Source organism: Pseudorhodoferax sp. LjRoot39 (assembly GCF_964253035.1).
In the GTDB taxonomy this organism is placed as follows: domain Bacteria; phylum Pseudomonadota; class Gammaproteobacteria; order Burkholderiales; family Burkholderiaceae_C; genus Pseudorhodoferax.
This window is the reverse complement of sequence record NZ_CAXUQL020000001.1, coordinates 1,908,314-1,933,951: the sequence shown is the minus strand read 5'-3', so window position 1 is coordinate 1,933,951 and position 25,638 is coordinate 1,908,314. Positions and strand designations below refer to the sequence as shown.

At 71.9% G+C, this 25,638-nt stretch carries 31 protein-coding genes; 9 read left to right on the top strand and 22 right to left on the bottom strand.

Annotation, left to right across the window (positions count from 1 at the left end):
* Window positions 1-6: 6 nt before the first annotated feature.
* Genes ACSQ4M_RS09075 through ACSQ4M_RS09055 form a run of 5 tightly spaced genes read left to right on the top strand, consistent with a single transcriptional unit; the run spans window position 7 to window position 4,947 of the window.
* Window positions 7-2,187, top strand: coding sequence for a xanthine dehydrogenase family protein molybdopterin-binding subunit (locus ACSQ4M_RS09075; protein WP_436189256.1), 2,181 nt, complete (start codon window positions 7-9; stop codon window positions 2,185-2,187).
* Complete coding sequence (locus ACSQ4M_RS09070) at window positions 2,181-3,158, top strand: dihydrodipicolinate synthase family protein (protein ID WP_436189255.1); 978 nt, start codon at window positions 2,181-2,183, stop codon at window positions 3,156-3,158. Before ACSQ4M_RS09075 ends, ACSQ4M_RS09070 begins: the two co-directional genes overlap by 7 nt.
* On the top strand, window positions 3,155-3,958 hold the full coding sequence (locus ACSQ4M_RS09065) for an aspartate dehydrogenase (protein ID WP_436189254.1): 804 nt from the start codon (window positions 3,155-3,157) through the stop codon (window positions 3,956-3,958). Before ACSQ4M_RS09070 ends, ACSQ4M_RS09065 begins: the two co-directional genes overlap by 4 nt.
* A gap of 9 nt (window positions 3,959-3,967) precedes the next feature.
* The gene (locus ACSQ4M_RS09060) at window positions 3,968-4,522 is read left to right on the top strand and encodes a 3-hydroxyanthranilate 3,4-dioxygenase (protein WP_436189253.1); all 555 of its coding nucleotides are present in this window, start codon (window positions 3,968-3,970) and stop codon (window positions 4,520-4,522) included.
* Between the two features lie 2 nt (window positions 4,523-4,524).
* Window positions 4,525-4,947: a PPC domain-containing DNA-binding protein gene (locus tag ACSQ4M_RS09055; RefSeq protein ID WP_436189252.1), complete on the top strand. Its 423-nt coding sequence runs from the start codon at window positions 4,525-4,527 to the stop codon at window positions 4,945-4,947.
* 14 nt (window positions 4,948-4,961) lie between these two features.
* On the opposite strand, the gene ACSQ4M_RS09050 is transcribed toward ACSQ4M_RS09055, so the two are convergent.
* From ACSQ4M_RS09050 to ACSQ4M_RS09015, 8 genes are all read right to left on the bottom strand, one after another.
* Window positions 4,962-5,342, bottom strand: a complete 381-nt coding sequence (locus ACSQ4M_RS09050) for a hypothetical protein (RefSeq protein ID WP_436189251.1) — start codon at window positions 5,340-5,342, stop codon at window positions 4,962-4,964.
* A 6-nt stretch (window positions 5,343-5,348) separates the two neighbouring features.
* Complete coding sequence (locus ACSQ4M_RS09045; RefSeq protein ID WP_436189250.1) at window positions 5,349-5,666, bottom strand: CcdB family protein; 318 nt, start codon at window positions 5,664-5,666, stop codon at window positions 5,349-5,351.
* Window positions 5,667-5,668: 2 nt separating this feature from the next.
* Window positions 5,669-5,947: a type II toxin-antitoxin system prevent-host-death family antitoxin gene (locus ACSQ4M_RS09040; RefSeq protein WP_436189249.1), complete on the bottom strand. Its 279-nt coding sequence runs from the start codon at window positions 5,945-5,947 to the stop codon at window positions 5,669-5,671.
* A 52-nt stretch (window positions 5,948-5,999) separates the two neighbouring features.
* Window positions 6,000-6,641 (bottom strand): ABC-type transport auxiliary lipoprotein family protein, encoded by a 642-nt coding sequence (locus ACSQ4M_RS09035; protein ID WP_436189248.1) that lies wholly within the window; start codon window positions 6,639-6,641, stop codon window positions 6,000-6,002.
* Window positions 6,641-7,645 (bottom strand): MlaD family protein, encoded by a 1,005-nt coding sequence (locus tag ACSQ4M_RS09030; RefSeq protein WP_436189247.1) that lies wholly within the window; start codon window positions 7,643-7,645, stop codon window positions 6,641-6,643. Before ACSQ4M_RS09030 ends, ACSQ4M_RS09035 begins: the two co-directional genes overlap by 1 nt.
* 1 nt (window position 7,646) lies before the next feature.
* Entirely contained in the window at window positions 7,647-8,453 is an 807-nt protein-coding gene (locus tag ACSQ4M_RS09025) for an ABC transporter ATP-binding protein (protein WP_436189246.1), read from the bottom strand.
* Window positions 8,450-9,577: an MlaE family ABC transporter permease gene (locus ACSQ4M_RS09020; RefSeq protein WP_436189245.1), complete on the bottom strand. Its 1,128-nt coding sequence runs from the start codon at window positions 9,575-9,577 to the stop codon at window positions 8,450-8,452. The genes ACSQ4M_RS09025 and ACSQ4M_RS09020 overlap by 4 nt, the downstream gene beginning before the upstream one ends.
* A gap of 92 nt (window positions 9,578-9,669) precedes the next feature.
* Window positions 9,670-10,842 (bottom strand): GNAT family N-acetyltransferase, encoded by a 1,173-nt coding sequence (locus ACSQ4M_RS09015; protein ID WP_436189244.1) that lies wholly within the window; start codon window positions 10,840-10,842, stop codon window positions 9,670-9,672.
* Window positions 10,843-10,996: 154 nt separating this feature from the next.
* Between ACSQ4M_RS09015 and ACSQ4M_RS09010 the strand changes: the two genes are divergently transcribed.
* Window positions 10,997-12,994, top strand: coding sequence for a patatin-like phospholipase family protein (locus tag ACSQ4M_RS09010; RefSeq protein ID WP_436189243.1), 1,998 nt, complete (start codon window positions 10,997-10,999; stop codon window positions 12,992-12,994).
* On the opposite strand, the gene ACSQ4M_RS09005 is transcribed toward ACSQ4M_RS09010, so the two are convergent.
* The 6 genes from ACSQ4M_RS09005 to ACSQ4M_RS08980 all read right to left on the bottom strand — a co-directional run bounded on the left by ACSQ4M_RS09005 (window position 12,896) and on the right by ACSQ4M_RS08980 (window position 16,341).
* Complete coding sequence (locus tag ACSQ4M_RS09005) at window positions 12,896-13,525, bottom strand: LysE family translocator (protein WP_436189242.1); 630 nt, start codon at window positions 13,523-13,525, stop codon at window positions 12,896-12,898. The two genes, ACSQ4M_RS09010 and ACSQ4M_RS09005, sit on opposite strands and share 99 nt — an antisense overlap.
* Window positions 13,526-13,550: 25 nt before the next feature.
* On the bottom strand, window positions 13,551-13,913 hold the full coding sequence (locus ACSQ4M_RS09000; RefSeq protein ID WP_436189241.1) for a DUF5329 domain-containing protein: 363 nt from the start codon (window positions 13,911-13,913) through the stop codon (window positions 13,551-13,553).
* A gap of 1 nt (window position 13,914) precedes the next feature.
* Window positions 13,915-14,439: a GNAT family N-acetyltransferase gene (locus ACSQ4M_RS08995; RefSeq protein ID WP_436189240.1), complete on the bottom strand. Its 525-nt coding sequence runs from the start codon at window positions 14,437-14,439 to the stop codon at window positions 13,915-13,917.
* Window positions 14,436-14,891, bottom strand: a complete 456-nt coding sequence (locus tag ACSQ4M_RS08990; protein WP_436189239.1) for a metallophosphoesterase family protein — start codon at window positions 14,889-14,891, stop codon at window positions 14,436-14,438. Before ACSQ4M_RS08990 ends, ACSQ4M_RS08995 begins: the two co-directional genes overlap by 4 nt.
* A gap of 52 nt (window positions 14,892-14,943) precedes the next feature.
* Window positions 14,944-15,807: a hypothetical protein gene (locus ACSQ4M_RS08985; protein WP_436189238.1), complete on the bottom strand. Its 864-nt coding sequence runs from the start codon at window positions 15,805-15,807 to the stop codon at window positions 14,944-14,946.
* 96 nt (window positions 15,808-15,903) lie between these two features.
* Window positions 15,904-16,341, bottom strand: coding sequence for a YciI family protein (locus ACSQ4M_RS08980; protein ID WP_436189237.1), 438 nt, complete (start codon window positions 16,339-16,341; stop codon window positions 15,904-15,906).
* A gap of 147 nt (window positions 16,342-16,488) precedes the next feature.
* Here ACSQ4M_RS08980 and ACSQ4M_RS08975 point away from each other — a divergent pair, with 147 nt between their 5' ends.
* Window positions 16,489-17,238 carry a hypothetical protein gene (locus ACSQ4M_RS08975; RefSeq protein ID WP_436189236.1) on the top strand — a complete coding sequence of 250 codons (750 nt, stop codon included), beginning with the start codon at window positions 16,489-16,491 and terminating at the stop codon, window positions 17,236-17,238.
* A gap of 6 nt (window positions 17,239-17,244) precedes the next feature.
* Here ACSQ4M_RS08975 and ACSQ4M_RS08970 read toward each other — a convergent pair whose 3' ends face one another.
* The 7 genes from ACSQ4M_RS08970 to ACSQ4M_RS08940 all read right to left on the bottom strand — a co-directional run bounded on the left by ACSQ4M_RS08970 (window position 17,245) and on the right by ACSQ4M_RS08940 (window position 22,222).
* Window positions 17,245-17,916 carry a DUF799 domain-containing protein gene (locus ACSQ4M_RS08970; RefSeq protein WP_436189235.1) on the bottom strand — a complete coding sequence of 224 codons (672 nt, stop codon included), beginning with the start codon at window positions 17,914-17,916 and terminating at the stop codon, window positions 17,245-17,247.
* The gene (locus ACSQ4M_RS08965) at window positions 17,913-18,308 is read right to left on the bottom strand and encodes a DUF4810 domain-containing protein (RefSeq protein WP_436189234.1); all 396 of its coding nucleotides are present in this window, start codon (window positions 18,306-18,308) and stop codon (window positions 17,913-17,915) included. Before ACSQ4M_RS08965 ends, ACSQ4M_RS08970 begins: the two co-directional genes overlap by 4 nt.
* Window positions 18,305-18,979 carry a CsgG/HfaB family protein gene (locus tag ACSQ4M_RS08960; RefSeq protein WP_436189233.1) on the bottom strand — a complete coding sequence of 225 codons (675 nt, stop codon included), beginning with the start codon at window positions 18,977-18,979 and terminating at the stop codon, window positions 18,305-18,307. The genes ACSQ4M_RS08965 and ACSQ4M_RS08960 overlap by 4 nt, the downstream gene beginning before the upstream one ends.
* 358 nt (window positions 18,980-19,337) lie before the next feature.
* Entirely contained in the window at window positions 19,338-19,961 is a 624-nt protein-coding gene (locus tag ACSQ4M_RS08955; protein ID WP_436189232.1) for a hypothetical protein, read from the bottom strand.
* Window positions 19,958-20,911 carry an MlaD family protein gene (locus ACSQ4M_RS08950; RefSeq protein ID WP_436189231.1) on the bottom strand — a complete coding sequence of 318 codons (954 nt, stop codon included), beginning with the start codon at window positions 20,909-20,911 and terminating at the stop codon, window positions 19,958-19,960. The genes ACSQ4M_RS08955 and ACSQ4M_RS08950 overlap by 4 nt, the downstream gene beginning before the upstream one ends.
* A gap of 2 nt (window positions 20,912-20,913) precedes the next feature.
* Complete coding sequence (locus ACSQ4M_RS08945; protein ID WP_436189230.1) at window positions 20,914-21,714, bottom strand: ABC transporter permease; 801 nt, start codon at window positions 21,712-21,714, stop codon at window positions 20,914-20,916.
* Window positions 21,715-21,784: 70 nt separating this feature from the next.
* Window positions 21,785-22,222 (bottom strand): LysR substrate-binding domain-containing protein, encoded by a 438-nt coding sequence (locus tag ACSQ4M_RS08940; protein WP_436189229.1) that lies wholly within the window; start codon window positions 22,220-22,222, stop codon window positions 21,785-21,787.
* Between ACSQ4M_RS08940 and ACSQ4M_RS08935 the strand changes: the two genes are divergently transcribed.
* A complete protein-coding gene (locus ACSQ4M_RS08935; RefSeq protein ID WP_436189228.1) occupies window positions 22,221-22,802 on the top strand; it encodes an IMPACT family protein in 582 nt (193 codons plus the stop codon). The genes ACSQ4M_RS08940 and ACSQ4M_RS08935 overlap by 2 nt on opposite strands.
* A 65-nt stretch (window positions 22,803-22,867) precedes the next feature.
* Window positions 22,868-23,485, top strand: a complete 618-nt coding sequence (locus ACSQ4M_RS08930) for a Crp/Fnr family transcriptional regulator (RefSeq protein WP_436189227.1) — start codon at window positions 22,868-22,870, stop codon at window positions 23,483-23,485.
* Here ACSQ4M_RS08930 and ACSQ4M_RS08925 read toward each other — a convergent pair whose 3' ends face one another.
* Window positions 23,486-25,630: a TonB-dependent siderophore receptor gene (locus tag ACSQ4M_RS08925; protein ID WP_436189226.1), complete on the bottom strand. Its 2,145-nt coding sequence runs from the start codon at window positions 25,628-25,630 to the stop codon at window positions 23,486-23,488.
* Window positions 25,631-25,638: the final 8 nt, after the last annotated feature.

Genomic DNA, 25,638 nt, shown 5'->3' with positions numbered 1-25,638 from the left:
TGGGCCATGCTCCGGCCCGCACACGACGCGTCGACCGCCCCACCGCCCTGGCTGGGCCGCGCCTGCACGCGCCGGGAAGACGATGCGCTGCTGCGTGGCCAGGGGCGGTACCTGGCCGACCTCGCGCCGCCGGGCTGCCTGCACGCTGCCTTCGCGCGCAGCAGCATGGCGCACGCATGCATCGCGCTGGCCAACCTTGCACACCTGCGCGCCATGCCCGGCGTGCGCCTGGTGCTGGCGGGCGATGACCTGCAGACCCTGGGCCACCTGGCGATCAATCCCCTGTTCCCGAACGTCCGCGCCTTCGACACCCCGGCGCTGGCGCGTGGACGCGTGCTCTGCGTGGGCATGCCGATCGTGCTGGTCGTGGCCGACACGGCCGCGCAGGCCCGCGATGCGGCCGAGGCGCTGGCCGTGGACTACATGGCGCTGCCCGCCTGCACCATGGCCGAAGATGCACTTGCGGCGGCTGCTCTGCTGGACGGCTGGGCCGACAACACCGCCTTCACGCAGCGCCACCAGGCCGGCGACCTGGCCCAGGCCCGTGCCCAGGCCGCGGCGGAAGTGCAGCTGCGCATCGCCTGCCCGCCCGTCGCACCCATGGCACTGGAGCCGCGCGGCCTGCTCGCCCACTGGCAGGACCGCCGGCTGACGGTCTGGACACCGCTGCAGTCGCCGCACCGCGCGCGGCTGGAGCTCGCCCGTGTGCTGGGCCTGGCGCCCGAACAGGTGCGCACCATCGCGCCCGACGTGGGCGGTGCCTTCGGCGGCAAGGCCTCGCTGGGTCCGGAAGAAGTGGCGTTGGCCGCCTGCGCGCTGCAGCTGGATGCGCCCGTGCGCTGGGTCGCCACGCGCGAGGAAGACTTCCTCTCCGCGCCGCAGGGCCGCGCCGGCCACATCGCCGCCCAGGCCTTCTTCGCGGCCGACGGCGCGCTGCTGGGCCTGCAAGCCGAGCTGCTCTACGCGCTGGGCTGCCGCAGCACCTGGAGCACGCCCGTGCCCGCGCTCAACGCCGCGCGCATGCTGCCCGGCCCCTACCGCTGCGCCGCCATCGACACCGTGGCGCGCGGCGTGGTCACCAACACGGCCGCGGTCGGCATCTACCGTGGTGCCGGCCGGCCCGAGGCGGCGCTGGTGATGGAAGGCCTCATGGACGCGGCCGCGCGCCGGCTCGGCCTGGACCCGGTGGCCATCCGCCTGCGCAACGCCGTGCCCGCCAGCGCCATGCCCTGGACCACGCCGACCGGCCAACGGCTGGACTCGGGCGACTACGCCGGCCTGCTCGCCGCGGCCAGCCTGCTTTGCGACCTGCCGGCCTTGCGCGCCGAGCAGGCGCGCCGGGGCGCGGCGGGCGAGTGCGTGGGCATCGGCATCAACCTCTACGTGGAGCCCTGCGGCACGGGCTGGGAAAGCGCCCGCCTGACACGCTGGCCCGACGGCCGCGTGACCGTGGCCAGCGGCAGCAGCACCCAGGGCCAGGGCCACGCGACGGCCTTCGCGCAGATCGCGGCCGACGCGCTGGGCCTCGCGCCATCGGCCATCGACGTGGTCGAAGGCGACAGCGACCTGGCGCCCGCCGGCATCGGCGCGCTGGCCAGCCGCAGCATGGCCATCGGCGGCAGCGCCGTGCTGCGCTCCGCACAGGCCCTGCGCGCGTTGCCCGGCGCAGACCAGCCGGTCAGCGTCGAGACCGTCCACACCGCCCAGGCCGAGGCCTGGAGCGCCGGCTGCTGCATCGTGCTGGCCAGCGTCGACCGCGCGACGGGTGCCGTGCGCACCGAGCGCGCATTCTGGGTCGACGATGCGGGCACCGTAGTCAACCCGCTGCTGTTCGCCGGCCAGATGCACGGCGGCTTCGCCCAGGGCCTGGGCCAGGCCCTCATGGAGCGCATGCACTACGACGACCAGGGCCAGTTGCTGACCGGCTCGCTGATGGACTACGCCGTGCCGCGTGCCGACGACCTGCCCGAACTCGTGTACCAGAGCCGCCCCAGCACGACCGACGCCAACCCGCTCGGCGCCAAGGGCGTGGGCGAGTCCGGCGCCATCGCCGCGCCGGCCGCGCTGCGCGGCGCCGTGCTGGACGCGCTCGCGCCGCTGGGCGTCACCCACCTCGACCTGCCCATGACGCCCGCGTCGGTCTGGCAGGCCATCCAACACGCCACCACCGGAGACACCCCATGCTGAAGTACCGCGCGCGCGACGCCAAGGCCTATGCACGCGAACACCTGCGCGGCGTCTGGGCCGCCGCGCCCACGCCGTTCCGGCCCGAGGACCTCGCGCTCGACGAGGCCGGCCTGCGCCGCAACCTGCGCCACTGGATTGGCGACCTGGGCATCGGCGGCCTGTTCATCTCGGGCAAGCAGGGCGAGTTCTTCTCGATGTCGGTGGCCGAACGCATGCGCACGTTCGAGATCGCGGTGGAAGAGACGGCCGCGCTCGGTAACCGCAGCGGCACCATCCTGTCGTGCTCGGACCAGAACCTGGACACGGTGGTCGAACTGGCCCGGCACGCCCAGGCCATCGGCGCCGACTACATCGTGGTCCATGCGCCGCTGCTGCACTTCGGCCGCGACGTGGACGACACCGTGTTCGCCTACTACGAGCACATCGCGGCGCAGGTGGACATCGGCATCGCCATGTGGAGCCACGAGGACGCCGGCTACCTGATGTCGCCCGCGCTGTGCGCACGCATCGCGCGCGCCATCCCCAACATCGTGGCCATCAAGTACAGCGTGCCGCGCCCGATGTACGTGGAGCTCACGCGCATGACCGAGGGCGAGCTGATCGTGAGCACGGCCTCCGAGGAGGAATGGCTGGACAACATCCTCGAGCTGAACTGGCAGGTCTACCTGTGTTCGATCCCGCCGCTGCTCTACCAGACCGCCGGCGACCGGCGCATCGACGCATACACGCGCCTGGCCATGGCCGGCGACGCGGCGGGTGCGCGCCGCGTGCGCGACAGCCTGGAGCCCGTGCGCCAGGCGCTCAAGTCCTGCCGGCCGCCCGGCACACCGCAGGCGTTCCAGAAGCACTGGCTGGAACAGCTGGGCCAGGTCGGCGGCCCGGTGCGCCGACCGCTGCTGAACCTGGACGATGCCCAGCGCGCCAAGGTGCGCGCGGCCTTCGCCGCCAGCGGACTGCAGGCCGCCGCATGACACAGCGCATCGCCCTGATCGGCTTCGGCGCCATGGGCCGTTCTCTCGTGCGCATGCTGGCCAACCACAGCGACAGCGTGCGCTGCGTGGCCGTGCTGCAGCGCCCCGGCACGCCGGCTGGCCCCGGCTGGCCCGAAGGCGCCGAGCGTGTGGAGACGGTGGCAGCCCTGCTGGCGCAGCAGCCCGACCTGGTCGTCGAATGCGCAGGCCACGCGGCGCTGCAGCAGCACGGGGCCGACGTGCTCGCGGCCGGCACCGATCTGCTGGTGGCGGCCGTCGGCGCGCTGGCCGATGCCGCGCTCGAGCAGCGCCTGCGCGCCGCGGCCCAGGCCGGCCATGCCCAGGTGCTGGTGCCGGCCGGCGCACTCGGCGCGCTCGACATCCTGTCGGCCGCGCGGCTGGCCGGGCTCACGCAGGTCGACTACCTCTCGCACAAGCCCGCGCGGGCCTGGAAGGGCACGCCGGCCGAGCAGCTCTGCGCACTCGACACGCTGACCGCGCCCACCGTCTTCTACGAAGGCACGGCGCGCGAGGCCGCGCTGCGCTTTCCGCAGAACGCCAACGTGGCGGCGGCCGTGGCCCTGGCCGGTGCCGGCTTCGAGGCCACGCGCGTGCGGCTCATGGCCGACCCGGCGGCCGAGGGCAACCGCCATGTGCTGCATGCCGAAGGCGCATTCGGCCACTTCGACTTCAGCGTGACCGGCCAGGTGCTGCCCGACAATCCCAAGACCTCGATGCTGGCACCGGCCAGCCTGGCACGCGGCATCCTGAACCGCGGCGCCGCCATCGCCCTCGCCTAGGAGACCCGCATGCCGCGCTACGGCCCGCCCATCAACTTCCCGCAGTGGATCGCCGACCACGCCGACCGGCTCAAGCCACCCGTGGGCAACCAGCAGGTCTGGCAGGACGCCGACATCCTCGTGACCGTGGTCGGCGGCCCGAACCAGCGCACCGATTTCCACGACGACCCGCTGGAGGAGTTCTTCCACCAGTTCCGGGGCAACGCCAGCCTGCTGGTGCTGGACCGCGGCCAGTTCGAACGCATCCACCTCAAGGAGGGCGACATCTTCCTGCTGCCGGCCCATGTGCGGCATTCGCCGCAGCGGCCCGAGGAGGGCAGCCTGTGCCTGGTGGTGGAGCGGGCGCGGCCCGCCGGCCTCATCGACGGCTTCGAGTGGTACTGCGCGCACTGCGCGGCGCTGGTGCAGCGCGCGGAGGTCCAGCTGCAAAGCATCGTGGCCGACCTGCCGCGCGTGTTCGACGCCTTCTACGGCAGCGACGCGGCCGCACGCCGCTGCCCGTCCTGCGGCCAGGTGCACCCGGGCCGCGACGCGCGGGCCTGGCACGCCGCGGTGACGGTCTGACCATGGCGAGCGAACTGCGCATCGAGGTGCTGCGCCTGGCGCCGGGCGAGGACCTGCGCACGGCGCTGCAGCTGTGGACCGACCAGGCCGCCCATGCGGCCGAACCCGTGCACGCGGCCTGCGTGCTGTCGGCCGTGGGCAGCCTCACGCGGGCCATGCTGCGCTATGCCGACGCTCCCACCGGCACGCGCATCGACGGCCCGCTGGAGCTGCTGAGCCTGGCCGGCACGCTGGGCCCGGGCGGCTTGCACCTGCATGCCAGCGTGTCCAGCGCCAACGGCCAGGTGCTGGGCGGCCATGTGATGCCGGGCTGCAATGTGCGCACCACGGCCGAGATCGTGCTGGGGCTGCTGCCGGCCCACCAGTTCGACCGGGTGGCGGACCCGGCGACGGGGTATCTGGAATTGCTGGCGCAGCGGCGCTGAGGTGCCAGAGCCGCTCAGCGCCTGGGCGACGGCTTGGCCGCTGCCTTCGCGGGCGCCTTGTCCCCCTCGCGCACCTTGACGCAGGACACCGTGCCCACGCCGCTCGGGTACTGCACGTTGCAGCCCTCGTTGCCGTTGCAGACGGTGTTGGACGGCACGCTCACAGGCACGTAGAAGTAGCAGGCCACGCCGTCCGCGCCGTCCATGAGCTTGACCACTTTGGTGCCAGGAAACGGGCCTTGCCATTCGCCGACGATGGACATGGAGGGCGAGGCGGCGGGCGCCGATGCGGCCGAGGCTGCGGGGGCGGGCACCGGTGTCTGCGCCAAGGCCGGCAGGCCAGCCCACACCATGGTCAGTGCCGGCAGGATGGGCTTGTAGCGAAACAGATGCATCGCCATTCAGAAGCCGCTGACGACCGCATCCATCGCGCCAACGATTTCCGAAGCCAGATGGGACACGTTCGCCATGGGATTGCTCAGCATCCGGGCGGCGAGCGGTGCCGCCAGATGCGGCATCAACGACAGGGGCTCGCCATCGATGTCGATGGTCGGGCACAGGCTGACAGGCAGACGGGCCTGGCCGACGCCGACCCGCGACAGCGGCATGACCAGCCGGGTGTTCAGCGCATCGATCAAAGGGCTCTGCACATCGACCAGGTAAGGCACGCTGTGCCGCGACGCGGCGTGCGGATTGGCATAGACATCGAACTGCGCCATCGTCAGTCCTGGGGCCAGGCCACCAACCCTTCGCACCACAGGCCGTTGGCCTCGTTGTGCCGGTTCTGCTCGTCGATCCAGTGCTTGTACTGCGACCGGAACGCCCGGCGCTTGGCGTCCAGCGAGGTCGTCCGCTCCAGCGCCTGGAGCTCGGCATAGCGCGCGGCCGAAACCAGCACCGCCGCGACGCGGCCGTTCTTCAACACCTCGACCGGCTCGCGCTCGGCATGGCCGAGGTAGTAGCCGAAGCGGTTCTTGCCTTGCGTTGCAGTGATCCTCATGGCGCGTCCTCCAAGAATGGCTATTTTAGCCATTCACCTTCGCGGGAAGGCTTCACCGCACCACCGTCTCCAGCCACTGCGACAGCTCGGCCGCCGCCGCGTCCGTGGCCTCGGCCAGCGCGCGCACGCCGCCGGCCGCATCGGCCGTGGGCGCGGGCCGCTGCACGATCACCTGGCGCTGGGCCAGCACCTTCTCGCCGGCCGGCAGGTTGTCGACCACCGTGGCGCGCAGCCGCACCAGGCCCGCGCTCTGGGCCGGCGCCGTGAACAGCTGGCTGAATTCCAGCAGTTCCACGCGCAGCACCAGCGGCTGGCGGCCGTCGTTGCGCAGCATGGCCGCGCCCTCGCCGGCACCTACGACGGTGCGGCGCTGGCCCAGCTGCTCGCGCAGGCGCTGGCGCACCAGTTGCGCGGGCGGCATGCTCCAGCGCGCCTGGGCATAAGGGCGCAGCTGCTGCGCATCGACATAGCCCAGCCGGTACAGCACGGCCGTGCCGGCCTCGAGCGGGCCTGCGGCCTCGACCTCGTCCAGGGCCAAAGGCGCCAGGGGAGCACGGCGGTCCGTGGGCGCATCGGCGACCGGGCCGGGGCCGAAGTCGTACTGCGCGGGGCGCGTCGGCTTGTCGGGCAGTGCCGAACAGCCGGTCAGCAACGCGGCCAGCAACAAGGGGGAAAGCAATGCGGTGCGGCCCATCATCTGGCTCCTGCGGCGGCGGGTGGCGCGAAGCCGGCTTCGCCCGGCCCCGGTGGAACGTTGCCGCTGCCGAAGATCAGCGACTGCGGGTTGTCGTTGATGCCGTTCACGGTGCGGCTCAACTGGCGCGCCGCGCGCGAGGCGTCCTCGCTCACGCGGTTCACGCGCGGCAGCGTGGCCGCGCCGAAGGTCTCGGCCACGCGCGACAGCGCGGCCGTGCCCTCGGCCAGCCGGTCCAGCGGCCCGTCCTTCTGGTTCAGCCGGTCGGCGGTCTTGTCGATGTTGGTGGACATGCGGGCCACGTCGTCGGCCGCCGTGCGCACCGCCTGCAGGCTGCGCGTGAGCTCCTGCGCCATGCCCGGCACCTGGGCCAGCGCCGGGTCCACGCGCTGGCGCAGCGTGCTGTCCAGCTGCACGACGAGCTGGTTGACGTTCTGCGCCACGGCAGCGATGCGTTCGGTCGCCACGGCCGTGTTGTCGAGCACGGCGCCGACCTTCTTCTGGTTCTGCTCGCCCAGCATCTTGTTCATGCTGTCCAGCGCCTGCTGCACCTTGGCCAGCAGTTCGGGGGCCTGGTCGGTCAGCTCGCCCAGGCGCGAGTTCTTGAGCGGCAGGCGCGGCACGCCGCTGGCGCCGGCCGGCAGGGGCTGTGCGGTTTCGCCGGAGTCGTCCAGCTGCACGAAGGCCAGGCCGGTGATGCCCTGGTAGCTCAGCGTGGCGAAGGTGCTGGGCGACAGCGGCGTGGTGTCGTCCACCGTGAGGCGGATCACGATGTTGCCGGGCACGTCGGGGTCAAAGCCGATGAAGGTGACCTTGCCCACGGCCACGCCCTTGTAGCGCACCGGCGCCTGCGGCTGCAGGCCGGTCACGGTGTCGCTGGTGGACAACTCGTAGGCGTGGCTGCTGCCGCTCTCGCGGCCGAGCCAGACCGCCAGCGCGATCAGCAAGGCGGAGACCACCAGCACGAAGATGCCGGCGGCCATGGCATGGGCTTTGTTTTCCATCTCAATCCTTTTCGGTGGACACCGGCGCGGGCACGATGCGCTCGATCGGCGTCATGGCGCGGCGGCCGCGTTCGCCCTGGAAGAAGTCGCGCACGAAGGGGTGGTCGTAGGCGGCCACTTCCTGCGGCGTGCCGTGCACGAGCACGCGCTTCTCGGCCAGCACCAGCACCCGGCTGGACAGGGCGAACAGCGTGTCCAGGTCGTGCGTGACCATCACCACGGTCAGGTTCAGCTCGCGGTGCAGCGAGCGCAGCAGCTCGACGAACTCGTCCGAGCCGTGGGGGTCCAGCCCGGCCGTGGGCTCGTCCAGCAGCAGCAGTGGCGGGTCCATGGCCAACGCACGCGCCAGGGCCACGCGCTTGACCATGCCCCCCGAGAGATCGGCCGGCATCTTGCCGGCGTGCTGCGGGCCCAGGCCCACCATCTGCAGCTTGACCAGCGCGGTGTCGTAGACCAGCTCGTCGGGCAGGCGGCGCAACTCGCGCAGCGGAAACGCGATGTTGTCCAGCACGCTGAAGGCCGAGAACAGCGCGCCCTGCTGGAACAGCATGCCCACGCGGCTGGCGGCGCCGCGCCGGCCCAGTTGCGCGGCCGGCTCGCCCAGCACCATGACCTCGCCGCGGTAGGGCTTCTCCAGCCCCAGCATCTGGCGCAGCAGCACGGTCTTGCCGGTGCCCGAGCCGCCGACCAGCGAGACCACCTCGCCGGCCTGGATCGACAGGTCCAGATCCTTGTGGATCACGACCTGGTCGCGGCCCTCGCCGAAGGCGGTCCACAGGCCCTGGATGGAGACGACTTCGTCCGTCATATCCCGACGCTGCGGAAAGCGACCGCGAACAGCGCGTCGACCAGGATCACGGCCGTGATGGCCGAGACCACCGAGGCCGTTGTCCCCTGCCCCAGGCTCTCGGTGTTGGGCTTGACGCGCAGGCCGTAGTGGCAGCCGATCAGCGCGATCAGGATGCCGAACACGGCCGACTTGCTGACCGCCAGGGAGAGGTTGGCCGCGCTCACCGCATCGGGCAGCGCGCCCATGAAGTAGGCCGGCGTGATGCCCAGCGCGAGGTCGGCCGCGAGCATGCCGCCGGCCATGCCGGCCAGCGTGGTCCAGGTGGCGATCAGCGGCATGGCGATGGCCAGCGCGATGGCGCGCGGCAGCACCAGCCGAAAGCCGTGCGCGATGCCCATCACGCGCATGGCGTCCAGCTCCTCGGTCACGCGCATCACGCCGATCTGCGCCGTGATGGCCGAGCCCGAGCGCCCGGCCACGAGGATGGCCGCCAGCATGGGCCCGAGCTCGCGCACCAGCGAGACGCCCAGGATGTTGACGATGAAGGATTCGGCGCCGAACTGGCGCAGCTGCAGTGCCGTCAGGTAGGCCAGCACCACGCCGATCAGCGCGCCGACCAGCGCGGTGATGGGCAGCGCCATCGCGCCCATCTGGTACAGGTGGCCCGAGATGTCGCGCCAGGGGCCGTACTGCGGCCGGCGCGCGAAGCGCAGGCCGTCCAGCGCGAGCTGGCCGATCAGGCGCACGCCACTCTTGAGCTGGCCCAGCCCGCGCAGCACGCTGGCGCCCAGCGTGTCGATGGTCTGCGCGAAGCCGCCGTCCGGCTCCACCTTGCGCGCGCAGCTGAATTCGGCCACGCGCTCGAGCATGCTGCGCTGCTCGGGCAACAGCGCCAGCTGGGCCGGCCATTGGCGGCCCCAGTGGTTCCACAGCAGCTGTGCGCCCAGGTGGTCGAGCCGCTCGATCTGCTGCAGATCCCAACCGGCCGTGGCCGGCAACGCGGCCAGGGCCTGGCGCACGCGGCCCAGATGGTCGCCGCCCGCCAGGTCGGAAGCCGTCCAGCGGCCCGTCAGCACGGCCTGGCGGTCGTCGCCCGGCCCGGAGGCAGCGATGTGCGGTGATGACGAGGAAGCAGCGTCCATGCAGGCAGGATGGGCGGTGTACGGCAGGTGCGGTGAGGCCGGCATCGTACCAAGCCGCTCGGCGCGCGCCGTAGGACCGTGGCCCGAGCCTCCTACAGGCTTTTGCGGTACTGGATGAAACCGGCGTTCTGTGCCACGCGGTCGTACAGCAGCCGGCCCGCAGCGTTGCTTTCGTGCGTGAGCCACCAGACGCGGCTGGCGCCCTGGGCAGCCGCGTGGGCGTAGACGGCCTCGATCAGCGCGCGGCCCACGCCGCGGCCGCGCGCGGCCGGCACCGTGAACAGGTCCTGCAGGTAGCAGTAGGGGCCCTCGGTCCAGGTCGAGCGGTGCTCGATGCAGTGCACGATGCCCAGCAGCTGGCCCGCGGCGTCGAAGGCGCCGATGGCCTGCATGGGTTCGGCCGGGTCGAGCAGGCGTTGCCAGGTGCGCGCGTCCAGCGCTTCGCCCAGCTCCACCTTGTAGAACTGCTGGTAGCCGCGCCACAGGGGCAGCCAGGCGGCATGGTCGGCCGCCGCGAGCGGGCGCAACTGCACATCGGCGCGGGCCGCGCCGCTGTGCGCGGCGCGCAGCGCGGCCAGGCCCTGGCGCTGGTGGCCGTCGGCGTCGAAGTTGGCCGGGGCCAGCCAGGCCTCGAAGGCCGCGCGCACGGCCGGCCAGTCGCTGTCGATGATGGCGAACCAGGCCGTGTCGCGGTTGCGGCCCTTGGTCACGATGGCCTGGCGGAACACGCCCTCGAACGTGAAGCCCAGGCGCTGCGCGGTGCGGCGCGAGGGTGCGTTCAGGCTGTCGCACTTCCACTCGTAGCGGCGGTAGCCCAATTCGTCGAACACATGGCGCATGAGCAGGTACTGGGCCTCGGTGGACACCGGCGTGCGCTGCAGATGCGGCGAGAACATCACGTGGCCGACCTCGACCACGCCGTTGGCCGCATCGATGCGCATCAGTGACAGCGTGCCCACGGCACGGCCGCTGGCCCCGTCGACGACGGCGAAGTGCAGCGGGTCCTCGCTGGCGGCCATGGCCTGGGCGTGGCGCCGGTAGGCCGCCGCATCGCCGAAAGGCTCGCTGGCCATGTAGGTCCAGGCACGTCCGTCGGCCGCGTCGGCATAGGCCGCGTGCAGGTCGGCCGCGTGGCGTTCGGCGTCCAGCGGTTCGAGCCGGCACAGGCGGCCGGCGAGGGTCACGCGCTGCGGGCGTGGGCGCGGCGTCCAGTCCGGCACGGCGGCGCCGATGGGTTGGTCGAAGGCATTCACGCGCTGGCTCATGGTGTGCGGTTCCGATGAAAAGGACAGCGGCCGAAGCTACCTGCACACCGGCCTGCTGCAAAGAGCCAATCCAGCCATGCGCGAGGGGACCAAGCCGCCCGGGGGGGCGCCTACAATTTGCAACAGCCCCGCCCTGTCCCCTTTCTCCAGGCCCATGGACTCCTCGACGGCACGCCAGCGCTTTCACGACGAACTGCTCGCCCGGCACCTGAAGACCATCTTCGGCGAAGTCGAGGCCACCGCCCTGGCGCACCTGCGCCGCCACCTGCGCTGGATCGAGATCGCCGGCGGCGAGACGCTCATGCACCAGGGCGAACAGGGCGACTCCATGTACCTCATCGTCAGCGGCCGGCTGCGTGCCTACGTGCGCGCGGCCGACGGCAGCGAGCGCATGGTCGGCGAGATGGCGCGCGGCCAGACCGTGGGCGAGATGAGCCTGTACACCGGCGAGCCGCGCGCGGCCACCGTGGTGGCGGTGCGCGACTCGGTGCTGGTGCGCCTGGCCAAGTCCGAGTTCGTGCCACTGCTGGAAAGCAGCGCCCAGGTGTCGATCGCGCTGACGCGCCAGATCGTGCAGCGCCTGAAGGGCGAGCAGCGCCAGCAGGCGCACGAGCGGCCGGTGGCGATCGGTCTGGTGCCCATCACGGCCGGCGTGGACGCCGCGGCCTTTGCAGCCGACCTCGCGCAGCAGATCAGCGAGCGCCTGCACCACACCCAGGGCCAAGGCCGCGTGCGCATCGTCGATGCGGCGCAGGTGCACCAGGCCCTGGCCGATGCCGGCGTCTCGCTCGACGATGCCGACCCCGAGGCCCGGGCCGACGCCAGCCGCCGCGTGGCGCTGCTGCTCGACGAGATCGAGGCCACGCACGACGCCGTGCTGCTGCTGGCCGATGCCGGCCCCACGGCCTGGACGCAGCGCTGCTGCCGCCACTGCGACGAGCTGCTGCTGCTGGCCGATGCCGCGCAGCCGGTGGCGCTGCACGCGGTGGAGCAGCAGTTCCTCATGCACCGCCCGCCGCGCACCGAGGTGTCCGAGCTGCTGGTGCTGCTGCACCCGGCCGAGCGGCGCTCGCCCCAGGGCACGGCGGCCTGGCTGGAACGCCGGCCGCTGGCCGGCCATGTGCACCTGCGCCCTGCGCTCGCGCGCGACATGGCGCGCATGGCGCGGCTGCTCACGCGCACCGCTGTCGGCCTGGTGCTGGCCGGCGGAGGCGCGCGCGGCTTCGCCCACCTGGGCGTGTACCGCGTGCTGCGCGAGCAGGGCGTGGAGATCGACTGGGTCGGCGGCACCAGCATCGGCGCGGTGATGGCGGCCTACGTGGCCTCCGACCAGAGCCTGGAGACGGTCATGGCCAACGCGCGCAGCGCCTTCGCAGTGAACCCCACGGGCGACATGAACCTGTTCCCGCTGCTCTCGCTGTTCAAGGGCGTGCGGCTGCGCGGCGTGCTGCGCAGCGCCGTGCAGTCGCTGGTGGGCTTCGATGCCGACATCGAGGACCTCTGGAAGAACTACCACTGCGTGGCCACGAACTACTCGCGCGCCTGCGAGCAGCGCATCGCGCACGGCAAGCTCGTGCAGGCGCTGCTGGCCAGCATCTCGATCCCGGGCGCGCTGCCGCCTGTGGTGCGCGACGGCGAGCTGCTGTGCGACGGCGGCACCTTCAACAACTTCCCGGTCGACCAGATGCGCCGCATGCGCGGCGTGGGCTACGTGATCGGCGTGAACCTGAACACGCGCGGCCCCACCCAGGTGCCGGCCGGCGAGATACCCGGCAACATCAGCCTGTGGCGCGACCGGCTGCGGCCGCCCGCCCAGCGGCGCTACCGCCTGCCCTCGCTGCCGAGCTACCTCATGACGGTGACCGGGCTGTACAGCATGTCGCGCCAGACCCAGGCCCAGCAGGGCTGCGACCTGTACTTCCACCCGGCGCTGGAACGCGTGGGCATGCTGCAGTGGAAGAGCATCGACCAGATCGTGGCGCGCGGCTACACGCATGGCAGGACCGTGGTCGCCAGCGTCGAGGCGGCGCAGCGCCGCCTGCTCGGCATGGACTCAGCGCCGGTTGCCCAGGGCCAGGATGGACAGGCCGGAGACGACGAAGGTCGCGCCGGCGCCGATGTTGAGCCAGGCCGTGGCGCGCGGCCGGCGTGACAGCCAGCCCGACAGCCGCGCCGCCGAGGCCCCCAGCAGCGAGAAGATCACGGCCGTGAGCACCGCGAAAATCGCACCGTAGGCCAGCATCTGCAGCGGCACGGAGCCGCGCTCTGCACTCACGAACTGCGGGATGAAGGCCAGCACGAACAAGCCCGGCTTGGGGTTCAGCACGTTGGACAGCAAGCCCGTGGAGAACACGCGCGGCAGACTCTGGTGCGCCGCTGGCGCGAACGAGATCAGGCTGCGCGAACGCAGCGCCTTGACGCCCAGCCACAGCAGGTAAGCCGCGCCCGCGATCTTGATCGCCCAGAAGGCCAGCGGCGAGGCCTGGACCACGAGCGTGAGCCCCAGCGTGGCGGCCAGCGTGTGGACCATGATGCCGAGCCCGGCGCCGACCGAGGAGGCGACCGCCGCGGCACGGCCCTGGCCCAGGCCGCGGCTCAGCGCGAGGATGTTGTCGGGCCCGGGCGCCAGCACCACGAGCAGCGTGGCCAGCAGGTAGGCGATCAGGATGTCGGGGGGGAACATGGGGAGTCTCCTTTGTCTGTTTTCGTCAGGGTTTCCTGCGGCGCAGTTCCTGCAGCCGTTGCTGCAGCCAGGCGCGGCTGTCGACCGGCTCGGCACCAGCGCAGCGCACGCGGTAGGGCTGGCCGCTCATGCTGCTTTCGGCGGCGGCCAGCCCGATGAAATCCTCGGTGCTGCGGATGGCATCGCGGTTCTCCAGGTAGTCGCGCTTCTTCTGCAGGTGGGTGACAGCCTCACCGCCCGCATGCCAGCGGCCGTTGCGCTGGAACTCGCAACCCGAGGCCTGCAGGCCAGCCAGCAGCGCGTCGATCTCGGCCTGCACGGGCGCAGGCGGCGGTGCGGCATGCCCCCAGGCACAGCAGCACAAAAGGAGAATGGCGGGGTGGCGCATCTCAGCTCCTCGCCAGGGCGTACAGGCGCAGCGAACGGTCGCCGACCGGCACCATGCCCTGGAAGTGGAAACCCAGTGCGCCCAGCAGCTTGGTCGAGCGCAGATTGGTCGGCGCCGTGATGGCCAGCAACCGCGCCAGTTGCAACCCGCGGAAGGCATGCCAGATCACGGCCTGCGCGGCCTCGCGCGCATAGCCCAGCCCTTCGTGCTGCTGCAGCAGCGCGAAGCCGATGTCGGGTGCCGGCAGGGCCTCGCGCTGCACCAGGCCACACAGGCCCAGCGGCGCACCGTCGACGCGGCGCTCCACCAGGTACATGCCGAAGCCATGCGTGGCATAGGGCGCGAGGATGTGGGCGGCGATGTGGGCCTGCGCGTCCTGCAAGGTGCGCACCTCACGGTCGCCGATGTGGGCCAGCCAGGTCGGCTCGTTCAGCAGCTGCAGGTAGAACGGCGCGTCGTCCAGCGTCAGCTGGCGCAATGCGAGACGCGGGGTCTCGGCGACGCCCACCCTGAGTACGGCGCTCACACCAGCTCCTGGATGCGCGCCGTCACGTCGCCGCCATCCACCAGCAGCTCCGCCACCGCGATCGGCAGCGTGAAGCGGCGCGGCCCGCAGCTGCCCGGGTTCACGTAGAGCACGCCGTCCTCGCGCGCGATGCGCGGCTTGTGCGAGTGGCCCGTGACGACCGCCTGCACGCCTGCCGCCGGGTCCAGCCGCAGCTGAGCCAGGTCGTGCAGCACGCACAGGCGCAGGCCGCCGATGTCGGCCACGCAGGTCTCGGGCAGGCGCTCGGCCCAGGCGCCGAAATCGTTGTTGCCGCGCACGGCCGTCAGCGGCGCGATGGCGGCCAGTTGGTCGAGGATGGCCGGGTCGCAGATGTCGCCGGCATGCACGATGTGGTCGCTGCCGCGCAGGAAGGCCAGGGCCTCGGGGCGCAGCAGGCCATGGGTGTCGGAGAGCAGGCCGATGCGGAACATCGGCGCAGTATGCAGGAAGGCCGGCTGTGCGCTGACGCCGTGCAGGCCCACGCTAGGGTTTGCGCAGCCCTTCCGTCCCGTAGCTGATCGCCTTGATCACGATGCCGCTGCCGGGCAGCGCCATGTTGGCGGCTTCGGCGCCCAGGTCGATCAGCCGCTCGCGCGTGAAGCGCTGCGTGAACTTCTCGTCGAACCAGCGGCCGGACTCGACCACTTCGCCGGTCAGGCCGTCCACCTCGATCACGCCCGTCTTGTCGGCCGGCCCCCAGCGGTATTCGAACGCGAACACGGGCCGGGCGTACAGGTGGCGGCGCTCGAACTCGAAGTCGTTGCGCAACACCTCGTGCGCCGTGACGGCCTCGCTCGACAGCTTGGCGATGGCCAGGTCGGTCGCGGCCTGCAGCGGCAAGGACGGCTTGAGCAGCGCCGGGTTCTCGTACTCCTCGTGCTCGGTGAACTTGTACTTCTTGATGTAGCCGGGCAGCGACGCGGCCGCCACCTCGCGCTTCATGCCGTCCATGTATTCGTCGAAGCCGATCTTGCGGTGGCACTGCTCGGTCGCCGTGAACTCGATCCGGGCCTTGTCCTTCTGCCGTGCCACGTCGAAGCGCAGCCCCTCGATCTGCAACTGCTGCGCGTAGGCGTTGTGCACCGGGACCTGGTAGGTCGCCTGGCTGCGGTAGTCGATGGAGCGCGTGGCCGTGATGTGCCAGAACGGCTCGTAGCGCAGCTCCTGCTTGGTCAGCTGCACTGTCTCGGCCGTGGGCCGGCGCATGGGATTGATCTTGGCCAGCAGGCCGAAGGCGCTCAGCTTCTTCTTCTCGGCCTGCTCCTGCGCGGCACGAAAGGGATAGACCTCATCGAACACGAAGATCCGGGTCGAGCCTGCAGCATGGGAGATCTGGGGAGCGGACATGGCGTAACGCAGAAGTTGTCGGGCAAGTATGCCTTGCAGCCCACGGCCGCGACGGCCGCGGCACGGCAGCGCGCGCCGCCACATCCCCCTTTTGCATCACGGCTTGCCGGCCTGCCGCGCCGCGACCTGCTCGCGCAGCCGCTCCTCCTGCGCGCGCAACTCGGGCGTGAACGCCTCGCCGAAGTCCTCGGCATCGAACACCTGGCGGATCTCGAGTTCGGAGTCGCCCGGCATCGGGTTGGGGCAGCGCTTGGCCCAGGCGATGGCCTCCTGCAGCGAGGCGCACTTCCAGAGCCAGAAGCCGGCGATGAGCTCCTTGGTTTCGGCGAACGGCCCGTCGACCACCGTGCGCGCCGGGCCCGAGAAACGCACGCGCGCCCCACGCGCACTCGGGTGCAGGCCTTCGCCGGCCTGCATCACGCCGGCCTTGACGAGCTCCTCGTTGTAGCGGCCCATCTCGGCCAGCAGCTCCGTGCTGGGCATGACGCCGGCTTCGCTGTCGGCCGTGGCCTTGACGATGACCATGAATCGCATGTCGATCTCCTTGGGGTGGGGTGGAACACAGTGTCCTGTACAGCCACGACGCACGAGGACGGCCGATTTCGACATGGGCCGAACTGGCCCGCCTTCGCCCGCCATTTCCGGCGCTGGCCCGGCGGGGGCCTGACTATGCTTGCCGCCATGCGCACCGCGACCATCTCCGTCGACAGCGTGCTCGCGCAGGCCCAGGCCAAGCTGGCCAGCAGCACGCAGCAGAGCACTTCCGCCACCCAGTCCGCCGACACCGAGGCGCTGGGCAAGATCTCCCCTGTGCTGGCACAGGTGCATGAACGCATCGCCGCGCAGGCCCAGACCGTGACGGCCTCGCTCTCGGCGCTGGGCAGCTTCAAGTCCGGCCTGGCCGACCTGGGCACGGCGGCCAAGGGGCTCGGCGCGCTGTCTTCGTCCAGCACGCCCGAGGCGATCCAGTCGGCGCTGGCCAAGCTGGTCACGGCCTACAACGCCACGCTCAAGGCCGGCACGGCCGTGGGCGGTGACGCAGGCGTCGGCCGCACGGAGCGGGCACTGGCCAAGGCCATCGACGCGCTCGACACGCCACGCGGCAACCTGGCCAAGCTGGGCATCGCCCGCCAGCAGGACGGCCAGCTGGCGCTGGACAGCAGCGCGCTGGGCAAGGCCGTGGCCGGCGGTGCGGCCGGCGTCGCCGATGCCTTGTCGAAGCTGGGCGACAGCCTGGTCGGCGCCAGTACCCAGGCGCTGGCCGACGACGGCCGCCTGAGCGACTACCTGACCCGCCTGGACAAGCGCTCCCAGGCGCTGAAGGACCAGCAGGCCGCCGTGCTGAGCACGGCGAACAGGCTCTCCGCCGTCAGCAGTGCCGGCAGCAGCCTGAGCGCCATGGCGCTGGCGGCCTACCGCAACGCCAGCTGACGCGCGTCAGCGCGCGTTGCCGGGCACCTGGCCGTACAGCGGCGAGCGCGGCCCCGGCAGCACCCCATCCAGCCTGGGCGCACCCAGCAGGCGCTGGCCCGCGATGCCGGCGTAGTTGTAGGCCGCATCGGTGCTGGTGTTGACGATCTGGTGCACGATGGCCGTGACCAGCATGCCGATGATCCCGCCCTGCGACTGCTGCTGCTCGGCCGACGAGGCCGTGGCCTTGCCGGCCCACAGCTGCGTGCCCGTGCGCAGGTCGACGATGCGGGCCTCGGCCGTCACGCGCGTGTCGCTGGCCAGCAGCTGGTAGCTCGTGCCGTACTGCGTGATCTTGAGGTAGACCGCAGCATCGGCGCCGAAGAATTCGCGCAGCTTGGCCGGTGCAATGGCCTGCGCGTCCTGCGGGGTCTGCACGCCATTCTGGTGGAAGGTCTCGTCGACCAGCGCCACCGGCAGCACGTAGTAGCCGGCCTCGGCCAGCGGCAGCGTGGTGTGCGACCACAGGCCCGCCGTGGCCTTGATCTCGGGCGAATCGTTCAGCGGCGGCAGCACCAGCAGCGTGGCCGGCTTGGCCTGCTGGAAGGCGCTGTAGTCGTAGGGCGCGCGCTGCGTGGCGCAGCCGCTCAGCAGCAGCGCGCCGGCAACGGCAGCCAGGCTTGCAAGGCGGAGTTTCATGACGGGTTCGCGGGGGCGGGCTGGGCGGCGGTGCCGCCATCCAGCCGCTTGAGCAGCTGGTCCATGTAGGGCGCGGATTCGGGGAAGGCCAGTTTCTCGGCCTGCCAGCTCGCACGGGCCTGCTCGGCCGAGCCCGTGGACAGCTGCAGCATCCCCAGGTGCGCGCGGAAGCCGGGCGGCAGCGCTGCGCCCGCGGCGCGCGCCTTCTCCGCGTGGGCCTGCATGGCCTGAATCTGCGCGTTCGGGTCGGCACCCGAGCGCTGCAGCACCTCGTACTGCTGGCGCGGGAAGCCTTCCCAGGAGTACAGCGGCTTGTTCGGTGCCGCGCAGGCCGACAGCAGCAGCGCGCCGGCCAGCGGCAGCGCGCGCCAGGGCAAGGACGTGCTGCTCACTTGCGCTCCTGGCCCCAGCGGCCGGCGTCGCGGCCCGCGACCAGCGCATCGACGGCCTCGCGCATGGCCAGGTCCAGCACCTTGCCGTTCAACGTGGCGTCGTAGCCGGCCGTGCCGCCGAAGCCCAGCACCTCGCGGTTGGACAGCGCGTACTCGCCGGCGCCGCCGGCCGAGAACACCACTTCGGATGTCAGCGTATTGACCACGTTGAGCGTGACCTTGGCATAGGCCACCTGCTCCTTGCCACGGCCCAGGATGCCGAACAGCTGGCGGTCGCCCACGTCCTTGCGGCCGAACTCGGTGATGTCGCCCGTCACCACGTACGAGGCGCCGCGCAGCTGCTGCGCCTGGCCCTGCAGCTTGGCCTCCTGCGCGGCCTCGGCCATGTTGTCGCGGTCGAGCACCGAGAAGCGCTGCGACTGCTGCAAATGCGCGATGAGCACGGTCTTGGCCTGGCTGCCGAGGCGGTCCACGCCGTCGGAGAACACGCCGCGCATGAAGCTGGAGCGGTTGTCGAACTTGCCCACCGCGATCGGCACGCGCGGGCCGCCATAGGGCGTGGCGGCCGCCGCCACCTGCGCCACCTGCACGGTGCGCGAACTTTCGGTGGCGCAGCCCACCAGGGCCAGCGTGGCCACAGCAGCCATCGAGACGGCCAGACGTCGTTGCATGGAAAAACTCCGGTTCGAGAAAACAAACCCGGCCCACACAAGGCCGGGGAAATAAATTGTAGACAGGTGAACTTCCCCGAAAGTGTGAATGCAATGCACCGCCGGACAAGCGGCACCGCAAGGCCGCTGGGCGCTCAGAAGCTGTGAATGAACCGATCGCGGCCACGACGGGGTGCGCCGGGCCACAGGCGTAGGCGCAGTCCGCCGCCCGGGCTCGTGCCCGGGCAAGGACTACAACGCCCGCATGTGGCCTGGCGCGCCCCGGCCCGAAGGGCGAGGCCCTGGGAGCAGCGGTCGCAACGTGAGAAGTTCGTCATTGGGGGCCTCGCGTGGGCGTGAGCGGTTCGTTCACAGCTTCTCAGTTCACCAACTGGATGCGGCGCCGGATGCGCAGCGCCGCGTCGGCATCGCCTGCCGACTCGGCCCCGCGCAACTGGGCGCCGAGCCAGGCCAGCAGCGGCCGGCGCCAGCCCTGGCCGGAGGCGGCCTGCACGGCCGCCGCGACGTCGGCCGGGGCTGCCCGGCCTTGGCGCAGCAGCACTGCCGTGCCGACCAGCCGCGCCAATGGGTCCTGCGGCTCGGCCCCCAGCGAACCGCCCACGGCCACCGCGCGGTGCTGCGCCGGCAGCAAGTCGACCTGCGCTGGAAGAACCGTGCCGTACAGGAAGGCCGCGTAGGCCTGCTCTGCTGGCGCCGCGTCCACAGCCAGCGCCGCATACGCCGGGCAGCCATCCAGGTCCAGGCTGGCCACGCGGGCGGCGCACAGCACCAGCTCGGCCCGCGCCAGCAGGGCCGGCTGACCGGTGCGCGCGATCTCGCTGCGCGCACGCGCCATCTCGGCGTCGGCCACGCGCGCCTCACCGTTCAGCGTGGCGGCCACGGCGGCCTGCAGGGCGTCGTGCGCGTTGCCCTGCCAATCGGGCACGGGCGGGCGCGCCGCGCAGCCCGCCAGCAGCAGCACGGCCAGCAGCGCAGCCCTCATGGCAGCGTGATCTCCGTCTCGCGCGCGAACGGCCATTTGCGGTTGACCTCGCCCAGCAGCGCGTCGACCCGGCGCAGGCTGCGTTCCACCTCGGCGCGCAGCGGCGCCAGGTCGGCCGTGGCCTCGCGTGCGTTGGCCCCCACGGCCTGGGCTTCGACGAGCACCGCATCCAGCTTCTTCAGGCTGGCGCGGGCCTCGGTCAGCAAGGTGTTGACCTGGCGCAGCGTGGCCTGCGCATCGTCGGCCATGCCCTTTGCGCCGAACAGGCGCCGGTCGGCGTTGCCCACCAGCTGGTCGGTGCGGCCCAGCAGCGCATTGGCGCGGTCCAGCGCCGCGACCAGCTTCTTCGCGTTGTCCTCGCCGCCCAGCGCGGCGCCCAGCACGCCGTAGCGGCCGTTGAGGCCCTCGCTCAGTTGGCGCAGGTTGGCCAGGCTGGTGTCGACATGGCCGCCCTCCTGCGTCAGGCGCTCCAGGTTGCCCACCAGCGCCTGCATGGTGGCCACCAGGCGCGGGATCTCGGCGCTCACGTCGCCGCGCAGCACCGCTCGCTCCGCCCCCGGCGGCAGCGGCGGATCGGTCAACACGCCGGTGAAGGCGCGCAGCCGCGCCTCGCCGACCAGGCCGCGCTCCAGCGTGTAGATGCTGGTGCTGCGCAGCCAGCCGGCGTCCTTGGTCGCCACGGCCACCACGATGCGCACCTTGGCGTCGTCGGCCAGCTCGATGCGGCGCACGCGGCCCACCGGGAAGCCGGCAAAGGTCAGGTCCATGCCCACGCTCACGCCCTCGGAGTCGTCGGCCAGAAGGCGCAGCTCCTGGGTCTCCTCGAACACGCCGCGCGCATAGAGCAGGTAGGCCACGGCGCCGCACAGCAGCACCAGCACCAGGGCCAGCAGCACGCCGGCCTTGAAGCCCACGTTGCGCGGCGGCGCAGCGTCCTGCAGTTCGTCCATGCTCACAGGAACTTCAGCGCGAGCGACGCCGCCTGCAACAACACCAGCACGGCCAGCACGCGCCGCGTGCCGCTGCGCACCGCGAAGCCGCCGGCACGGCGCTCGGCGGGGAGCTCCTGCAACGCGCTGGCCAACGGCACCACGGCCACCGTGAGCGCGAACAGCGCGGTCTTGAGTCCCAGGGCCAGGCCCACGGCCGGATCGAACACACGGCCCACCATGCGCGTGTAGGCCTCGAAGCCCCAGGGCGAGATGCCATAGACCACGGTGTAGGCCAGCACCAGCGCCAGCACGCCGCTGGCGATCGCCAGGGCCAGCACGGCGAAGCCCAGCGCCAGCACGCGTGGCACCAGTTCGAGCCGCCAGCGCGGCGCCGCGATGGATTGCGGCGCCAGGCCGCCGGCCGCATCGGGCGCGGGCAGCAGGTCGCCGGCCAGCGCCACGCGCAGCAGCACGAACAGCGCGGCGCCCAGCGGCACGAATTCGAGCACCAGCACGCGCACCACCATCTCCAGCGCGAACTGCGACAGCCCGTAGCTCTGCGCCGTGACCACCAACGTGCGGATCAGCGCCAGGCTGATCAGCGCGCTCAGCAGCGCGAACCAGGGCAGGGCCAGCCAGGTCGTGGCGTGCAGCAGCCGCGCGGTGGCGTCGCGGCTGCGCGCGTCGTGGCTGGACGGCGACAGCGCGTAGACCGCCGCCACGGCGCCGAACAGCAGCACCGCCCACCATTGCGCCAGCAGGCGGCGCACGCGCCCGCCCGATGGCATCGGCGCTGGCGAAAACGGGAGGCTGGCGGGCATCGGACGATGATAGCGAGCGGGCATGCCCCGCCTGGGGCGCCCGTACACGGCCTGGGGACGGCTCGCCGCGCTACGCGCCCACCCCGTCTTCCAGCCATGCCAGGAAGGCCTGTGCCGCCGGCCCGGCATCGGGCGCCTGGCCGATGTAGTAGCGCTCCAACGGCAGCCGCAGCGCCGGCAGCGGCGCCTGCAGCCGGCCGCTGGCCAGGTCCTGCAGCACGGTGCTGGCAGGCGCCAGCGCCAGGCCCAGGCCATCCAGCGCGGCCTGCAGCACATGGGCCACCAATGCCTGCGGCGCGGTCACGGGGCGCGCACGCAGCAAGGCCGGCGCGCCGACGACCAGGGCCTCGTCTTCGAGGAAGGGCTGCAGCCGCAGGCCCGGCGGCCAGCCATCCAGGTCGCGCCGGATCGCCGGGTCGAACGGCTCGGCCCCGACCGCGAACTGCCGGCCCGCCAGCGCGCCACGCTGTACTGAGACCGGACGGCCGGCTGGGTAAGCTCGGCCCATGCCGCAGTCGATCGCCCGTCCCGTCCAGCACGAACTCGTCATCAAGAAGAGCCGCTTCCTCGGGCAGGTGCAGCCCGTGGCCGACCGCGCCGAGGCCTTGCGCGTGGTGGCCGGCCTGCGCGCCGAACACCCTGGTGCGGCCCATGTCTGCTGGGCGCTGCTGGCCGGCGGCGACTCGGCCGCGGTGGACGACGGCGAGCCCGGCGGCACCGCCGGCCGGCCCATGCTGCACGTGCTGCGCCAGCAGGACCTGGACGGTGTGCTGGCCACGGTGGTGCGCTACTTCGGCGGCGTGAAGCTGGGCGCCGGCGGCCTCGTGCGGGCCTACACCGATGCCGTGGCCCAGGCCCTGCTGCAGGCCGACAAGGTCACGCTGGTGCGCTGGCAGCCGCTGGCCTGCGTGCTGCCCTATGCGCTGGAGGGCGGCGTGCGCCGGGCGCTCGAGGCGGCCGGCGCGCGCAGCCTGGCGGTCGAGCACGGCCCCATGGTGCAGATGCGCTTCGAGGTCGCGGCCGACGCCCAGGCTGCACTGCGCGAGCGCCTGGACCAGCTGGGCCAGGGCCGCATCGGCTGGTCCTGACTGCGCAGTTCTTGCGCTAACGCAAAGGCCGCGGCGCTGCGCTGCTCCACAGTGCAGCCATGCCCATGTCCGCCGCCCTCCTGCTCGATGCATCGCCGCGCCATGCCTTGCCCGGCGAGCTGCTGGCCGCGCGCTTCGCCACGCCGCAGACCACGCTGTACCTGCAGAGCGGCCTCGTGGTCGCCGGCCTGTTGCAGCGCGGCAACCTGCGCCACCGCCTCGTGGAATACGAGGCACCGTGCTGGCTGGACGCCGCCTCCGCGCTGCTGGACCAGCCCTCGCCCTGCGACTGGGTGGCCGAAACGCCGGTGGACCTGCGCACGCTGCCGGCCGCCACGCTGCGCCGCTGGCATGCGGGCCTGCCCGAGGCCGCAGCCCGCATGCTGCTCGACCTGGCCCGGGCCCAGCGCCGCCAGACCGAGGCCACGCTGGCCCTGCTGGCGCAGGACGCCGAGGCGCGCTGCGCCCAGTGGCTGCTGCAGCATGCCCGGCAGGCGGACGACGGCCGCGTGGGCATCGCGCTGCAGCAGCGCAAGCGCGCCATCGCCGCCCAGCTGGGCATGGCACCGGAGACCTTCTCGCGCGTGCTGCGCCAGCTGCGCGAGCGCGGGCTGGTGCAGCAGAGCGGCGCGCAGCTGCTGCTGCCCGACCCGCAAGGGCTGCAGCAGCTCGCTGCAGCCTGATCAGAAGCGGTAGGTCGCGCTGGCCACCACGTTGCGGCGCGCACCCCACCAGCAGTCCCCGCGCGCCAGGCAGGTGCTCACATAGGTCTTGTCGGTGGCGTTGTTGACGTTCAGCGCGAAGCGCCAGGCGTCGGTGTCGTAGGCGAACACCAGGTCCAGCAGCGTGACCGAGGGCACGCGCGGCCCCGGCGTGCCTTCAGGGTTGTCGACGAAGTCGCCCATGTAGCGCAGGCCGGCGCCGACGGAGAAGCCCGTCAGCCCCGCGAGCGCAAAGCGCTGCTTGGCCCAGACCGCGGCCTGGTGGCGCGGCATGCCGCCGATCTTGCGGTCGGCATCGATGTAGTTGTAGTGCGCAATGACATCGGTGTCTCTGGCCACGGTGGTCTTCAACTCCAGTTCCACGCCCTTGTTGAGCGTCTCGTCGAGCTGCCGGCCGAACCGCACCGGGTCGTTCGGGTCGGAGACCGTGCGGTTCTTCTCCTTGAGCCGGTAGACCGACGCGGCGAAGGCCAGGGGCACGCCCTCGGGCAGGTACTTCACGCCCGCCTCGAACTGCTCGCCGCGCAGCGGCTTGAACATTCCGCCAACGGCCGTGCGCCCTGCCAGCGGCGTGAACGACTCGGTGTAGCTCAGGTAGGGCGACCAGCCCGCGGGCAAGGCGTACATCAGGCCCAGGCGCTTGGTCGTGGCGCGCGTGGTCTCGCTGTCTGCGCCATCGGTGCTGGCCGTGGCACGGTCGTGCCGCAGGCCGGCGACGAAGATCCAGCGGTCCAGCTTCATCTGGTCCTGCAGGTAGACGCCGATGTTGCGCTGCGTGGTGCCGGGCTGGTCCACCAGGTTGCCGCGGTCGGGAACGTCCACCCCGTAGACCGGCGCATAGGCGTCGATCACGCTGTACTGGTAGGCCCCCTGGCGTTTGTGTTCGCGCTGGCGTGAATAGTCCAGGCCGGTCAGCAGGGTGTGCTGCACGGTGCCGGTCTGTAGCCGGCCTTCGGCATGCGTGTCCACGCCCGTCATGCGGGTGCGCGTGATGGTGCGACCGTAGATGCGTTGGATGAGCCGCTGGTTGACCGGGTCCACGCTCCAGCCGCCCGGGCCGACGTCGACACCGTTGCCGAAGAAGTTGGCGTAGAAGTAGTCCGAGTCGTTCTCGTTGCGAGCCGTGCGCAGGTTCTGGCGCAGCGTCCACTGGTCGTTGAAGCGGTGCTCGAACTGCCAGCCGAAGGACTTGCGGTCGCTGTCGTAGCCGTCGCCCGGCTCGCCGATGAAGCGGTTGGTGGGCAGCTGGCCGTTCGGGTTGGACAGCAGCGTGCCGGCCCAGGGGAAGAACTGCGAGGTGCTGCCCGTCTTGTCCTTCTGCCAGAAGCCCTGCAGGATCAGCGAGGTGGCGCCGTCGGGCCGCCAGGCCAGCGAAGGCGCGATCAGCGTGCGGTCGTCGGGCACGTGGTCGACCTGGGTGTCGGCCTTGCGGTGCAGCGCCACCAGCCGGTAGGACCATTGCTCGGACAGCGGCCCCGTCAGGTCGGCCTGCACCTGCTTGCGGCCCCAGCTGCCGAACTGCACGCCGACTTCGCGCTGCGCCTCCTGCAGCGGCCGCTTGCTGACCATGTTGACGACGCCGGCCGCCGTGCCGGCACCGAACAGCATGCCGGCCGGGCCGCGCAGCACCTCGATGCGCTCCATCAGGTAGGGGTCGGGCCGCGTGGTGCTGGTGTACCAGCCGGCCGAGTACTGCTGCAGCCCATCCAGGTAGATGCTGGGCTCGGTGCCGCGGATCATCACCGAGTCGGCGCGCGAGTCCAGGCCATAGCCGTCCGAGCGCACGCCGGCCGCGTAGGTCAGCGCGTCCTGCAGGTTGGTGGCGCCCTGGTCGATCAGCTGTTCGCGCGTGACCACGGTGACGGACTGCGGTGTCTCGGCCAGCGGCGTGTCGGTCTTGGTGGCGGTCAGCGCGCGTTTGGCGCGGTAGCCGACGACGGGCGAGGTGGCAGTCTCGCGCTCGGCGTTGGCGTTCACGCGGATCTCGCCGAGCGTGCCGGCAGTGGCCGGTGCGGCCTGCTGGGCGGTGGCCGGCAGGGCATGGACGAAGGCCAGCACGGCCAGCGTGCCCGCGCGGCGTGCGAAGGGAGCTTGTGCGATGGACATGGTGTGGA

Coding starts and splice junctions, on each gene's coding strand:
- ACSQ4M_RS08985 (WP_436189238.1), bottom strand. CDS start 15,807: ATGTCCGCTCCCCAGATCTCCCATGCTGCAGGCTCGACCCGGATCTTC.
- ACSQ4M_RS08975 (WP_436189236.1), top strand. CDS start 16,489: ATGCGCACCGCGACCATCTCCGTCGACAGCGTGCTCGCGCAGGCCCAG.
- ACSQ4M_RS09020 (WP_436189245.1), bottom strand. CDS start 9,577: ATGGACGCTGCTTCCTCGTCATCACCGCACATCGCTGCCTCCGGGCCG.
- ACSQ4M_RS08990 (WP_436189239.1), bottom strand. CDS start 14,891: ATGTTCCGCATCGGCCTGCTCTCCGACACCCATGGCCTGCTGCGCCCC.
- ACSQ4M_RS09030 (WP_436189247.1), bottom strand. CDS start 7,645: ATGGAAAACAAAGCCCATGCCATGGCCGCCGGCATCTTCGTGCTGGTG.
- ACSQ4M_RS08940 (WP_436189229.1), bottom strand. CDS start 22,222: ATGGGCCGAGCTTACCCAGCCGGCCGTCCGGTCTCAGTACAGCGTGGC.
- ACSQ4M_RS09040 (WP_436189249.1), bottom strand. CDS start 5,947: ATGAGGATCACTGCAACGCAAGGCAAGAACCGCTTCGGCTACTACCTC.
- ACSQ4M_RS08955 (WP_436189232.1), bottom strand. CDS start 19,961: ATGAGGGCTGCGCTGCTGGCCGTGCTGCTGCTGGCGGGCTGCGCGGCG.
- ACSQ4M_RS09055 (WP_436189252.1), top strand. CDS start 4,525: ATGGCGAGCGAACTGCGCATCGAGGTGCTGCGCCTGGCGCCGGGCGAG.
- ACSQ4M_RS08930 (WP_436189227.1), top strand. CDS start 22,868: ATGTCCGCCGCCCTCCTGCTCGATGCATCGCCGCGCCATGCCTTGCCC.
- ACSQ4M_RS09035 (WP_436189248.1), bottom strand. CDS start 6,641: ATGGGCCGCACCGCATTGCTTTCCCCCTTGTTGCTGGCCGCGTTGCTG.
- ACSQ4M_RS08935 (WP_436189228.1), top strand. CDS start 22,221: ATGCCGCAGTCGATCGCCCGTCCCGTCCAGCACGAACTCGTCATCAAG.
- ACSQ4M_RS09005 (WP_436189242.1), bottom strand. CDS start 13,525: ATGTTCCCCCCCGACATCCTGATCGCCTACCTGCTGGCCACGCTGCTC.
- ACSQ4M_RS08960 (WP_436189233.1), bottom strand. CDS start 18,979: ATGCAACGACGTCTGGCCGTCTCGATGGCTGCTGTGGCCACGCTGGCC.
- ACSQ4M_RS09075 (WP_436189256.1), top strand. CDS start 7: ATGCTCCGGCCCGCACACGACGCGTCGACCGCCCCACCGCCCTGGCTG.
- ACSQ4M_RS08950 (WP_436189231.1), bottom strand. CDS start 20,911: ATGGACGAACTGCAGGACGCTGCGCCGCCGCGCAACGTGGGCTTCAAG.
- ACSQ4M_RS08945 (WP_436189230.1), bottom strand. CDS start 21,714: ATGCCCGCCAGCCTCCCGTTTTCGCCAGCGCCGATGCCATCGGGCGGG.
- ACSQ4M_RS09065 (WP_436189254.1), top strand. CDS start 3,155: ATGACACAGCGCATCGCCCTGATCGGCTTCGGCGCCATGGGCCGTTCT.
- ACSQ4M_RS09010 (WP_436189243.1), top strand. CDS start 10,997: ATGGACTCCTCGACGGCACGCCAGCGCTTTCACGACGAACTGCTCGCC.
- ACSQ4M_RS09060 (WP_436189253.1), top strand. CDS start 3,968: ATGCCGCGCTACGGCCCGCCCATCAACTTCCCGCAGTGGATCGCCGAC.
- ACSQ4M_RS09015 (WP_436189244.1), bottom strand. CDS start 10,842: ATGAGCCAGCGCGTGAATGCCTTCGACCAACCCATCGGCGCCGCCGTG.
- ACSQ4M_RS08925 (WP_436189226.1), bottom strand. CDS start 25,630: ATGTCCATCGCACAAGCTCCCTTCGCACGCCGCGCGGGCACGCTGGCC.
- ACSQ4M_RS09000 (WP_436189241.1), bottom strand. CDS start 13,913: ATGCGCCACCCCGCCATTCTCCTTTTGTGCTGCTGTGCCTGGGGGCAT.
- ACSQ4M_RS09025 (WP_436189246.1), bottom strand. CDS start 8,453: ATGACGGACGAAGTCGTCTCCATCCAGGGCCTGTGGACCGCCTTCGGC.
- ACSQ4M_RS09050 (WP_436189251.1), bottom strand. CDS start 5,342: ATGCATCTGTTTCGCTACAAGCCCATCCTGCCGGCACTGACCATGGTG.
- ACSQ4M_RS08970 (WP_436189235.1), bottom strand. CDS start 17,916: ATGAAACTCCGCCTTGCAAGCCTGGCTGCCGTTGCCGGCGCGCTGCTG.
- ACSQ4M_RS09070 (WP_436189255.1), top strand. CDS start 2,181: ATGCTGAAGTACCGCGCGCGCGACGCCAAGGCCTATGCACGCGAACAC.
- ACSQ4M_RS08980 (WP_436189237.1), bottom strand. CDS start 16,341: ATGCGATTCATGGTCATCGTCAAGGCCACGGCCGACAGCGAAGCCGGC.
- ACSQ4M_RS09045 (WP_436189250.1), bottom strand. CDS start 5,666: ATGGCGCAGTTCGATGTCTATGCCAATCCGCACGCCGCGTCGCGGCAC.